Origin of the sequence: Microterricola gilva (genome assembly GCF_004217495.1) — a bacterium.
Lineage (GTDB): Bacteria > Actinomycetota > Actinomycetes > Actinomycetales > Microbacteriaceae > Microterricola > Microterricola gilva.
On sequence record NZ_SHLC01000001.1, the window covers coordinates 1,865,159 to 1,876,626 of the forward strand.

13 protein-coding genes are annotated in these 11,468 nt (G+C 67.4%); 2 read left to right on the plus strand and 11 right to left on the minus strand.

What is annotated here, in order from left to right; translation table 11 throughout:
- Window positions 1-16: 16 nt before the first annotated feature.
- From ybeY to hrcA, 6 genes are all read right to left on the minus strand, one after another.
- The gene (gene ybeY / locus EV379_RS08680) at window positions 17-478 is read right to left on the minus strand and encodes an rRNA maturation RNase YbeY (protein WP_055839138.1); all 462 of its coding nucleotides are present in this window, start codon (window positions 476-478) and stop codon (window positions 17-19) included.
- Between the two features lie 13 nt (window positions 479-491).
- A complete protein-coding gene (locus EV379_RS08685; RefSeq protein ID WP_130507366.1) occupies window positions 492-1,544 on the minus strand; it encodes a PhoH family protein in 1,053 nt (350 codons plus the stop codon).
- 67 nt (window positions 1,545-1,611) lie between these two features.
- Window positions 1,612-1,992, minus strand: coding sequence for an HIT domain-containing protein (locus EV379_RS08690; protein ID WP_130505790.1), 381 nt, complete (start codon window positions 1,990-1,992; stop codon window positions 1,612-1,614).
- A 19-nt stretch (window positions 1,993-2,011) separates the two neighbouring features.
- Window positions 2,012-2,752 carry a 16S rRNA (uracil(1498)-N(3))-methyltransferase gene (locus EV379_RS08695; protein ID WP_130505791.1) on the minus strand — a complete coding sequence of 247 codons (741 nt, stop codon included), beginning with the start codon at window positions 2,750-2,752 and terminating at the stop codon, window positions 2,012-2,014.
- Between the two features lie 3 nt (window positions 2,753-2,755).
- Window positions 2,756-3,865: a molecular chaperone DnaJ gene (dnaJ, locus tag EV379_RS08700; protein WP_130505792.1), complete on the minus strand. Its 1,110-nt coding sequence runs from the start codon at window positions 3,863-3,865 to the stop codon at window positions 2,756-2,758.
- A gap of 72 nt (window positions 3,866-3,937) precedes the next feature.
- Window positions 3,938-4,960: a heat-inducible transcriptional repressor HrcA gene (hrcA, locus tag EV379_RS08705; protein ID WP_130505793.1), complete on the minus strand. Its 1,023-nt coding sequence runs from the start codon at window positions 4,958-4,960 to the stop codon at window positions 3,938-3,940.
- 137 nt (window positions 4,961-5,097) lie between these two features.
- On the opposite strand from hrcA, the gene EV379_RS08710 reads away from it, so the two are divergent.
- Window positions 5,098-5,568, plus strand: a complete 471-nt coding sequence (locus tag EV379_RS08710) for a DUF4870 domain-containing protein (RefSeq protein WP_207226219.1) — start codon at window positions 5,098-5,100, stop codon at window positions 5,566-5,568.
- A 76-nt stretch (window positions 5,569-5,644) separates the two neighbouring features.
- Window positions 5,645-6,019, plus strand: a complete 375-nt coding sequence (locus EV379_RS08715; RefSeq protein ID WP_130505795.1) for a DUF4870 domain-containing protein — start codon at window positions 5,645-5,647, stop codon at window positions 6,017-6,019.
- A gap of 81 nt (window positions 6,020-6,100) precedes the next feature.
- Here EV379_RS08715 and EV379_RS08720 read toward each other — a convergent pair whose 3' ends face one another.
- The 5 genes from EV379_RS08720 to lepA all read right to left on the minus strand — a co-directional run bounded on the left by EV379_RS08720 (window position 6,101) and on the right by lepA (window position 11,454).
- A complete protein-coding gene (locus EV379_RS08720) occupies window positions 6,101-6,901 on the minus strand; it encodes a histidine phosphatase family protein (RefSeq protein WP_165397334.1) in 801 nt (266 codons plus the stop codon).
- A gap of 124 nt (window positions 6,902-7,025) precedes the next feature.
- Window positions 7,026-8,261 (minus strand): radical SAM family heme chaperone HemW, encoded by a 1,236-nt coding sequence (gene hemW, locus EV379_RS08725; RefSeq protein WP_130505797.1) that lies wholly within the window; start codon window positions 8,259-8,261, stop codon window positions 7,026-7,028.
- 5 nt (window positions 8,262-8,266) lie between these two features.
- Entirely contained in the window at window positions 8,267-8,914 is a 648-nt protein-coding gene (locus tag EV379_RS08730) for a DUF1990 family protein (RefSeq protein WP_130505798.1), read from the minus strand.
- 131 nt (window positions 8,915-9,045) lie between these two features.
- On the minus strand, window positions 9,046-9,600 hold the full coding sequence (locus tag EV379_RS08735) for a DUF1990 family protein (RefSeq protein WP_130505799.1): 555 nt from the start codon (window positions 9,598-9,600) through the stop codon (window positions 9,046-9,048).
- Between the two features lie 3 nt (window positions 9,601-9,603).
- The gene (lepA, locus tag EV379_RS08740) at window positions 9,604-11,454 is read right to left on the minus strand and encodes a translation elongation factor 4 (protein WP_130505800.1); all 1,851 of its coding nucleotides are present in this window, start codon (window positions 11,452-11,454) and stop codon (window positions 9,604-9,606) included.
- Between the last annotated feature and the right edge of the window lie 14 nt (window positions 11,455-11,468).

Here is an 11,468-nt window from a genome sequence, read left to right on the forward strand (position 1 = left end):
AAAAGAGGATCTCCACTTAGCGACGGCGCTCCTGCTGGGCGAAGCCGGCGAGGATCTCGCGCTGGAGCCCGAACATCTCCTTCTCTTCGTCCGGCTCGGCGTGGTCGAATCCGAGAAGGTGCAGGATTCCGTGCGTCGTCAACAGCTGCAGCTCGGCCATGGTCGAGTGACCGGCCGTCTCGGCCTGGGCCTGGGCGACCTGCGGGCACAGCACGATGTCGCCGAGCAGGCCGGCCGGGGTCGGTGCGTCCTCTGTGCCGGGGCGCAGCTCGTCCATCGGGAAGCTGAGCACATCGGTTGGGCCTGGCTCGTCCATCCACTGCACGTGCAGCTGCTCCATGGCGCCCTCGTCGACCAGCACGATGGCCAGTTCCGCGTCGGGGTGCACGTGCATCGCGTCGAGCGCGAAGACGGCGAGGCGCTGGATGGCGCTCTCGTCCACCTCGATGGCCGATTCGTTGTTGATCTCAATGCTCATTGTTCAGTACCTCTCAGGAGCGGGGGCCGCGGCCCGGCTGGCGATCGCGCGGCACGCCGCCGCGCCGTTCCGCGCGGTTCGCGAATTCTCTGGCCTCTTCACGTTCGAAACGCTGGGCCTGCTTCTTGGCGTCGTACTCGGTGTATGCGTCGACGATACGGCCGACGAGCGAGTGCCTGACGACATCCTCGCTGGTCAGGCGGGCGAAGTAGATGTCGTCGATGCCGTCGAGCACCCGGGTCACCAGGCGCAGACCGGAGGAGCCGGTCGGCAGGTCGACCTGGGTGATGTCGCCCGTCACGACCATCTTGGAGCCGAAGCCGAGCCTGGTCAGGAACATCTTCATCTGTTCCGGCGTCGTGTTCTGCGCCTCGTCGAGCACGACGAACGCGGAGTTCAGGGTGCGACCGCGCATGTACGCGAGCGGAGCAACCTCGACGGTCCCGGACGCCAGCAGCTTTGGCACGAGCTCCGGATCCATCATGTCGGCCAGGGCGTCGTAGAGCGGGCGCAGGTACGGGTCGATCTTGTCCGTCAGGGTGCCGGGCAGGAAGCCGAGACGTTCTCCGGCCTCGACGGCCGGGCGCGTGAGGATGATCTTGTCGACCTCCTTGCGCTGTAGCGCCTGCACGGCTTTCGCCATCGCGAGGTAGGTCTTGCCGGTTCCGGCCGGCCCGATGCCGAAGACGATGCTGTTCTCGTCGATCGCGTCGACGTAGGCCTTCTGCCCGCGCGTCTTGGGGCGGATGCTGCGACCGCGCGCCGTGAGGATCGCCTGCCCGAGCACATCGCTCAGACGTGCGCCATGATCGGCCTCGAGGATGCGGGCGGTGCTCGACACCTCGCCGGGGCTCAGGTCCTGGCCCTCGCGGATCAGGTCCTGCAGCTCCTCGACCAGACGGCTGACGGCCTGGACCTGGTCACGTCGGCCGCTGAGGGTGAGTTCGTTGCCGCGCGCGTGCACCGCGACATCCGGGTACTCCTGCTCGATCCTGCCGAGGAGGCGGTCCTGTGCGCCGAAGAGGCGGACAAGTGCGACGCCGTCGATGACGAGCCGCAACTCGATGTTCTGGTCAGGGGTGCTCTGTTCGGGTGTGTTCTGGTCAGCTGTGTTCTGCTCAGGACGCTTCTGCTCAGGATCCGACAAGCGAGCCCTCCTTGAATGTTCCGGCGAGCACGTGCGCGTGCACGTGGAAGATGGTCTGTCCCGCTTCCGGTCCCGTGTTGAAGATCAAGCGGAACTGGCCGGGAGTGCGGCCGGCAGGGGCCAGCTCCTCCGCCACCTGCTTGGCGACGGCGACGAGCTCGGCGAGCAGCGCTGGGTCGCCGGCAGCCAGCTCGGCGACGTCGGCGTACTGCTGTGTCTTCGTGGTCACGACGACGTGCAGCGGCGCCTGCGGCGCGATGTCGTGGAAGGCGATGACGGTGTCGGTCTCCGCGACGATGCGCGCCGGAATCTCGCGCGCGACGATGCGGCTGAAGAGGGACGGAGTCTGATCGTCGGCTGAAGTCATACGTCCATCTTAAGGCGCACTACCACCGGCCGAGTCGGGCATTCAGCACCGAGAGCGCCGCGGCGCCCGCCGTCGAGGTGCGCAGCACCGTCGGGCCGAGGCGCACGAGGGTCGCGCCTGCGGCCTGCAGACGCTCCAGTTCGTGCGGGGCGATGCCACCTTCCGGTCCAACAACGAGCACGATGTCGAGCTCGTGATCGTTCGGCTCCCACTCGGTCAACGCCGTCTCGGCCGTCGGCTCGAGCACGAGCATGTGGCTGGCGGCCGCGAGGCGTTCGAGGTCCTTGCCGGAGAAGAGCGTCGTGACGTCAGGCAGCCAGGAGCGGATCGACTGCTTGCTCGCCTCGCGCACAATGCTGGCCCAGCGTTCCTGACCCTTGGCGACCTTGGCGCCCTCCCAGCGGGAGACGGAGCGGGTGGCGCTCCACGGGATCACCGCATCGACGCCGAGCTCGGTCGACGCCTGCACGGCCATCTCGTCGCGTCCACCCTTGGCCAGTGCTTGCACGAGCACGATGCGGGGGCTGGACGGCTGCACGTTCTCGATCAGTTCGGCCTGGATCCGGAGCTCGCCGGCATCCGCCGTGATGACCGGGCCCGTCACGATGAGGCCTCGCCCGTTGCCGATCGAGACCCGCTCACCGATCCGGGTGCGGTTGACCGTCACGGCGTGCTTGGCCTCCGCGCCGGTGACGCTGGCGACGCCGGAGGCCTCGACGGCCGCTGGCTCGAGGTCTTCACGCAGGTAGAGCGAGCTCACGGGTCAGCCCCGGAACTTGTCGCGCAGCTTGGCGAAGAGGCCCTGTTGGAACTGGCTGAGCGCCGGCTTGGGGTGCTTGTGCATGCCGGCGAACTGCTCGATCAGATCGCGCTCCTTGCCGTTGAGCTTGCTGGGCGTGACGACCTGGATGCCGATGCGGAGGTCGCCGCGGCCGTTGCCGCGGAGCTTGGTGACACCACGGTCCTTGATCGTGATGACCTCTGCGCTCTGTGTTCCGGGCTTGAGGTCCAGTTCGACGTCACCGTCGAGCGCGTGCAGCGTCGTTGTCGTGCCGAGGATGGCGTCGGTCATGGCCACCTCGAGCGTGGCGAGGAGGTCGTCGCCGTCACGGCTGAAGACGTCGTGGTGACGCACCTTCATCTCGAGGTAGAGGTCACCGTTCGGTCCGCCGGCCGGGCCGGCCTCTCCGCTGCCCGGCATCTGCAGGCGAACGCCCGTGTCGACGCCGGCGGGGATGTCGACCGGAACGGTGCGACGGGCGCGCACTCGGCCCTGGCCCTGGCAGGTGAGGCACGGGGTGGCGATGATCGTGCCGTAGCCGCGGCAGCTGCCGCAGGGGCTCGAGGTCATCACGTTGCCGAGCAGCGAGCGAACGGCACGCTGGATGCTGCCGGTTCCGTGGCAGATGTCGCAGGTGACCGGGCTGGTTCCCGGTGCGCAGCAGGATCCCTGGCAGGTCTCGCAGAGGATCGCGGTGTCAACCTCGATGTCGCGGTGGGTGCCGAAGATGATCTCGTCGAGGTCGACCTCGACGCGCAGCAGCGCATCCTGGCCGCGCTCACGGCGGGAGCGCGGACCGCGACGGCCACCGCCGCCACCCCCGCCGAAGAAGGTCTCGAAGATGTCGCCGAAGCCGCCGAAGTCTCCCGCGCCGCCGCCGAAGCCACCCTGGCCGCCCATGTCGTAGTTCTGGCGCTGCTTCGCGTCGCTCAGCACGTCGTAGGCGTGCGTGACCTCCTTGAAACGCTCGGAAGCCTCAGAGCTCGGGTTCACATCGGGGTGCAGTTCGCGGGCGAGGCGGCGGTACGCCTTCTTGATCTCGTCGGTGGTCGCCTCGCGCGAGACGCCGAGTACTTCGTAATGGTCAGCCACTCCGGCCGTTCCTTTCCGGCCTCGAGCATCCTGCGCGCGCAGAGCACGGCGAACTCGAGGCGATTCGTCCTACTAGTTTTCGCCCAAGAGTCTGGACAAGTACCGAGCGACCGCACGAACGGCGGCCATGTTGTTGGAGTAGTCCATCCGGAGCGGGCCGAGAACGCCCACCCGGGCGAGCTCGGATCCGGCCGAGAGGTAACTACTGCTGAGAACCGAGGTCTCGCCGAGCCCGAACGAGGCGTTCTCACGCCCGATGCTCGCTGAGACACCGTGTTGGTCTGTGGCCATCTCGCCGAACAGGCGCAACAGGACGACCTGTTCCTCGATGGCTTCCAGCACGGGGAAGATGCTGCCCGTGAAGTCTTCTTCCGTGCGCACGAGGTTGGCGGCGCCGGCCATCACCAGCTTGTCCGCGCGATTCGCGAGCACCTGCTCGACGAGCGTCTCGGCGACGACGGATGCCACGCCGGCCAGTTGCGGCGGAGCGGCATCGGCGAGGCCGCCTGCCGCGGCGGCGGCATCCGTCATGCCCAGGCCGACGAGTGTCGCGTTGATGACCGTGCGGAGATCGGCGACCGACTCCTCCGTCACCTCTGAGGTGGTGTCGACGACGCGCTGTTCGACGCGCCCGGTGTCGGTGATCAAGACGGACAGCAAACGATGGGTGCTGAGGCGCACGAGTTCGACGTGCTTGACCGTTGCGCGGGTGAGCGACGGATACTGCACGAGGGCGACCTGCTGGGTGAGCTGCGAGAGCAGCCGCACGGTGCGCGAGAGCACGTCGTCGAGGTCAGCCGACTGGCCGAGGAAGGTCTCGATGGCGTGGCGCTGGGCCGCGCTGAGCGGGCGCAGATCGCTCAGCTGGTCAACGAAGAGCCGGTATCCCTTGTCGGTCGGAATGCGACCGGACGAGGTGTGCGGAGCCGCGATCAGCTCCTCCTCTTCGAGCAGCGCCATGTCGTTGCGGATCGTGGCGGCCGACACGCCGAAGGAGTGGCGCTCGACGATCGACTTGGAGCCGACCGGCTCGCGCGATGAGACGTAATCCTGCACGATCACACGGAGAACCTCGAGGCTTCGTTCCGAAACCATGCGCACCACCTCCTCACCGCGCTGGGCCGACCAGTTCGACCACTTAGCACTCACTGCCGTTGAGTGCTAATCATATCGCGACTAGCTTGGGAATGAGCGCAATGCGCGCTGCAGAAGCACCATCGAAAGGATCGATCATGAGCGACCCATCAGCTCCGACTCCCCCGTACGATCCGACGCAGCAGCCGCCTACCCCACCGGCACCGCCGGCACCGCCGACGCAACCGGAGAATCCCTACGCGAGCACCGCGGCGCCGGGCGCGCCGCTCAGTCAGGAAGCCGACATCCAGTGGGCATCCTTCGCGCACCTCGGCGGCATCTTCAGCTTCCTGCCGTCGCTGATCATCTGGCTGATCTTCAAGGACCGCGGGCGCTTCACGAACACCGAGGCCAAGGAGGCGCTGAACTTCCAGCTGACGCTGCTCATCGCCGAGGTCGCCGCCGCGATCCTCAGCGTCATCCTGACCGTGATCACCTTCGGATTCTTTGGCTTCAACATCGGCTGGCTCATCTGGGTGGTCGGCGTCATCTTCTCGATCATCGCCTTCATGCAGGTGAAGGATGGGCGCGGCTACCGTTACCCCTTCGCCATCCGCATGATCAAATAACGGACGCGGGGTACACCCGGCCAGTACACTGGCATCACTTTCGCGAGCACATTCGCACGACTCAAGGAGCACCACTATGTCAGCCGCACCTCCTCCCCCCGCCACCCCGTACCAGGGCCAGACGCAGTTGAGCCCGGCCGACGAGAAGCTCTGGGCGACGCTGATCCACGTCGGCGGCATCTTCTTCAGCTTCGTTCCGGCGCTGGTCGGCTACCTGGTGCTCAAGGACAAGGGTCCATTCATCCGCCTGCACACGGCGACGGCGCTCAACTTCCAGATCACGATGGCGATCGCGTACGTCGTCGGCGGAATCCTGACGATCGTGTTCATCGGCTTCATCATCATCGCCGCCGTCAGCGTGCTGATCATCGTGTTCAGCATCATTGCAGCGGTCAAGGCGAACCAGGGGCTGGCCTACCAGTACCCGCTGGCGATCAAGTTCGTCAGCTAGCAGGGCCGGAAACACACAGCCGCCCGTGCCGGATCAGTACCACTGATCCGGCACGGGCGGCTCGTTCGTTAACCGAGGCGGCTAGTTGGCTCCGGCCTCGACGTAGCTGGAGTCGTTCACGCTGACCACGGTCCAGGTGCCGTTCTTGTAGGTGAGCTTGCTCACCGCTGCGTTGTCGATTCCCGTGGTCACCGAGCTGAGGTCGGCTCCCAGCGTCTCCAGAGCGGCCATGATCGTGATGCCGCTCGAGACGACCAGCACGTTCCCGCCGCCCTTCTTCGCCTGTGCCGACGCGATGTCGTTCAAAGAGGCCATCGTGCGGGTGCTGAGCTGATCGAGCGACTCGGCCGGCAACGGGCTGGTTCCGTTAGCGGTCACGATCGCGCCGAGCAACGCTCCGACGCTCTGATCTCCGCCGAGAAGCGGGCCGACCACCGTGAAGACCTCTGCCTGGGTGGCACCCTCGAACTTGCCGAATGACACCTCTCGCAGACGCTTGTCGCGCACCGGCTCGCCCTTGTACCCGAGTTCGCCGAGTGCGAGCGAGATGGTGTCGTAGTGGCGCACCATATCGGCGGAGTAGGCCGACTTGAATCTGATACCGGCCTCGGCGAGGCCCTTGCCGAGGTTCTGTGCGTCGAGTTCGCCGGCCGCGGTGAGCGGCGAGTCCGACCAGCCCTGCATGCGGTGCTGGGTGTTGAGCCAGGTCTCACCGTGGCGCGTGAGGTACACGGTGACCTCGGCGTTCTTGCCGGCATTGCTGTTAGACGAGTTGTTCGGGCTCTCCGCGGCCGCTGGGGCCGAAAAAGCTGCGAGCGAGAAGATCGTGGCGACGGTGGCGAGTCCGGCGATCGCGACACGAAATGTACGACGAGACGACATTGTCTGGTGTTCCTTTCTGAGAGAGGTGAAACAGCTCTCGCAGAGTATCTGAAAACCGAACGACGTTTGGTAACGATTCGATGGCGCGGTCGCAGAGCGCGATTGTGCCTCGGGTGGCGCGCTGCTACGCGGCGTCGTCGTCCAGGAGGCGGCGCACGACAGCATCGGCCAACAGCCGCCCGCGCAGGGTCAGTTCCACTGATCCGGCAAGGGCGGCTCGTGCGTTAATCAGTTCGTCGGCGATCAGACCGGCGACGGCCAGGCGCCCGGCGGCGCTCAGCGAGTCGACCGGGATCCCCTCACGGATGCGGGCGAGCAGCAGCACCCGCTCGAACTCGCGGGTCCCGGCATCCAGGCTCTCCCGCCCGGCGGCCGGCGAGTCGCCGGCAAGCACGCGATCCGCGTAGGCCGACGGGTGTTTGACGTTCCACCAGCGCATGCCACCGACGTGGCTGTGCGCGCCGGGGCCGATGCCCCACCAGTCGTTGCTGCGCCAGTAGGCCAGATTGTGCTGCGAACGGTGTTCGGCGCCGCGCGCCCAGTTGCTCACCTCGTACCACTCGTATCCGGCGGCGCCGAGCAGCTCGTCGGCGAGCTCGTACATGTCGGCCTGCAGGTCCTCGTCTGGCTGGGCGACCTCGCCCCGCTTGATCTGTCTGGCCAGCTTCGTGCCGTCCTCGACGATGAGCGAGTATGCGCTGATGTGGTCGGGTTGCTGGGCGATCGCGTGCTCGAGGCTGGCGCGCCAGTCGTCGAGCGACTCCCCCGGCGTTCCATAGATCAGGTCGACGCTCACGTCGAGCCCGACCTCGCGCGCCCAGGCGACGACGAGTGGGACGCGGGCAGGATCGTGGGTGCGCTCGAGGGTCGCGAGCACGTGGGGAACGGCGGACTGCATGCCGAAGGAGACGCGGGTGAAACCGGCATCCTTGAGCGTCTGCAGGTAGTCGCGATCCACGGAGTCGGGGTTCGCCTCACTGGTGACCTCGGCATCCGGGGCCAGACCGTGGTGTTCGCGCACCGCGTCGAGCATCCTGGCGAGGTGCTCCGCGGGGAGCAGGGTCGGGGTGCCGCCGCCGAAGAAGACGGTCGCGGCCGGACGCGCCGGCACGCCGGAGCGCTTGAGGATGCGTGCACTGTGCTCGACCTCGAGCACGGCCTGGCTGGCGTAGTCGCTCTGCTTGACACCGCGGAGCTCTGTGGCCGTGTAGGTGTTGAAGTCGCAGTAGCCGCAGCGCACCCGGCAGAAGGGCACGTGCAGGTAGACGCTGAAGTCGCGGTCGGCCGCGCCGTCCGCCGCGCTCGCCGGCAGCAGGCCGTCGGCTGGGGCCGGGTCGCCGAGTGGAAGTGCGCTGGCCATCCCGGCTACGCCGCGGCGGCGGGGTGCAGCGCCCGCAGGTAACGCTTCGTGTACGCGCGCTGCTGAAGCCGCAACAGCGGCGCCAGCATCCACCACCCGCGCGAGCTCGGCTTGGAGAAGCTGCGGATGACGAGCCAGACCGAGTCGTCCTCACGGTGTTCGACGAGGAACAGCTCCTCACCGCTCTCGGGGTGGCCGTCCATCGTGCCGTAGGCGAACCCAACCGACCCTGGTTCATCGATGACGAGGACGACACGTACGGGGGCCGTGACGGTCTTCCTCCACGCGGTGACCCGCAGGACGGCGGTCATTCCCGGCGTGATGTACGGCGTGCCGTCCGGGCCGAAGCGCTCGTCGCTGTGGTGCTGGGGCTGCTCGGCCAGCGGAGCCCCGTCCGCGCCGAAGAGCAGGCCGTGGTACTGCTCGCCCGTGCCCTGGTTGGTGTCGGTGACCTCGATGCCACTGCCGCGTTGCACGCCCCAGGTCATGAGGGCCGCGGATGCCGAGGCGAAGCGCTCAGCGCCGCTGCCGAGCTGCGTGCTGTGGCTGGCTGGGCGATAGCCGGCCGGCGGGAAGCTCATGAGATCGGGCGCCATCGTGCCGCCGATCGCGCCATAGCTGACCGGTTGATCGGTGAATGTGGAACGACGCACGCGCAAACACTACTTTCTCGAAAACCCCTCATACAGCGTAGGCGACGATTCTGGCAACGCGCCGTCCGACTCTCTGTGCCCGCGAGTTGGCGCATCTGGCCCCTTCGCTCGGGGTCAAGGGGCCGTTTGCGTCAACTCGCGCGCTCCTCCTCGAGCAGAGCGCGGAGGAAGCGGGCGGTGTAGCGGCGGCGGGCGAACCGGATGGCGGGTGAGCCAATGCGGTAGAGCAGGGTTGCTGGCTGAGCGAAAGCCCGAATGACGAGCCAGACCGAGTCGTCGGCGCGGTGCTCGATGAGGAACAGTTCCTCGCCGCGCAAGGGGTGGCCGGGCAGGGTTCCCGCGGCGTAGCCGACGCGGCGCGGCTCCTGCAGCACGCGCACGACGCGGATCGGCGCCGCGAAGCGCAGGCCGGCCAGCGGCAACGACTGCACAACGGTGTCGCCGAGCGTGACCTCGCGTGCGCCGGCGCCTGCGGCATCCGCCACCGCGATCCCGCTGCGACGCAGCACCTGCCAGTGCATCAGCTCGACGGACGCCGCGGCGAAACGCTCGGCGCCCGATCCGAGCCGCACGCTGCTCTCCGTGGCGCGATAGCCGTCCGGTGGGGAGGCGAGCAGCGTCGGCGCCAGCGTTCCACCGACCGGCCCGTAACTCAGGGGCTGGTCAGCGAGCGCTGGGCGCCGCACGGCCTACTTCTTGTCCTTCTTCTCCACGTCACCGGTCAGGGCGGCGACGAACGCCTCCTGCGGGACCTCGACGCGGCCGACCATCTTCATGCGCTTCTTGCCCTCCTTCTGCTTCTCAAGGAGCTTGCGCTTGCGGCTGATGTCACCGCCGTAGCACTTGGCCAGGACGTCCTTGCGGATGGCGCGGATGGATTCACGGGCGATGATGCGGGCGCCGATGGCGGCCTGGATCGGCACCTCGAACTGCTGGCGCGGGATGAGCTCGCGCAGGCGCGTGGTCATCAGCACGCCGTAGGCGTATGCCTTGTCGCGGTGCACGATGGCGCTGAACGCGTCGACCTGCTCGCCCTGGAGCAGGATGTCGACCTTCACCAGGTCGGCGGTCTGCTCGCCTGCCGGCTCGTAGTCGAGCGAGGCGTAGCCGGCCGTCTTCGACTTGAGGTTGTCGAAGAAGTCGAACACGATCTCGCCGAGGGGCATCGTGTAGCGGATCTCGACCCGGTCCTCGCCGAGGTAGTCCATGCCGAGCAGGACGCCACGGCGCCCCTGGCAGAGTTCCATGATGACGCCGACGTAGTCCTTCGGGGCGAGGATGGCCGCCTTGACGACGGGCTCGCTCACCGCCGAGATCTTGCCGACCGGGAACTCGCTCGGGTTCGTGACGGTGACGGTCTTCTTGTCCTCGGTGGTGACCTCGTAGATCACGGACGGGGCCGTCGCGATGAGGTCGAGGCCGAACTCGCGCTCGAGGCGCTCCGTGATGATCTCGAGGTGCAGCAGTCCGAGGAAGCCACAGCGGAAGCCGAAGCCGAGGGCGACGGAGGTCTCCGGCTCGTAGACCAGCGCGGCATCCGAGAGCTTGAGCTTGTCGAGGGCCTCGCGGAGGATCGGGTAGTCCGAGCCGTCGATCGGGTATAGACCGGAGAAGACCATGGGCAGCGGCTCGGTGTAGCCGGGCAGCGCCTCGGTGGCTGGCTTCGCCGCGGTCGTGACGGTGTCGCCGACCTTGGACTGGCGCACGTCCTTCACGCCGGTGATCAGGTAACCGACCTCGCCGACGGCGAGGCCCTTGCTCGGGGTCGGCTCCGGCGAGCTCACGCCGATCTCGAGGATCTCGTGGGTGGCGCGGGTCGACATCATCTGGATGCGCTCGCGCGGTTTCAGCTGGCCGTCGATCATACGCACGTAGGTGACGACGCCGCGGTAGCTGTCGTAGACGGAGTCGAAGATCATCGCGCGGGCGGGCGCATTCGGGTCGCCCTGCGGCGCCGGGATGCGCTCGGTGACCCGGTCGAGCAGGTCCTCGACGCCGAGGCCGGTCTTGCCGGAGACGCGGAGCACGTCGTCGGGGTCGCCGCCGATCAGGCTGGCGAGCTCCTTGGCGTACTTATCCGGGTCGGCCGCGGGGAGGTCGATCTTGTTGAGCACCGGGATGATCGTCAGATCGTTCTCGAGCGCGAGGTAGAGGTTCGCGAGCGTCTGGGCCTCGATGCCCTGCGCGGCGTCGACGAGCAGCACTGCACCCTCGCACGCGGCGAGAGAGCGGGAGACCTCATAGCTGAAGTCGACGTGGCCCGGCGTGTCGATCATGTTGAGCGCGTAGCTCTGCGAGCCGAGCGCCCACGGCATCCGCACCGCCTGGCTCTTGATCGTGATGCCGCGCTCACGCTCGATGTCCATGCGGTCGAGGTACTGCGCGCGCATGTCGCGGTCGCTGACCACCCCCGTCATCTGCAGCATGCGGTCGGCGAGGGTCGACTTACCGTGATCAATGTGCGCAATGATGCAGAAATTGCGGATGAACGCGGGGTCGGTGGCGGCGGGCTCGAGGGCCTTCAAAGCTCGTGGTGACATCGTGTGGCCATTCT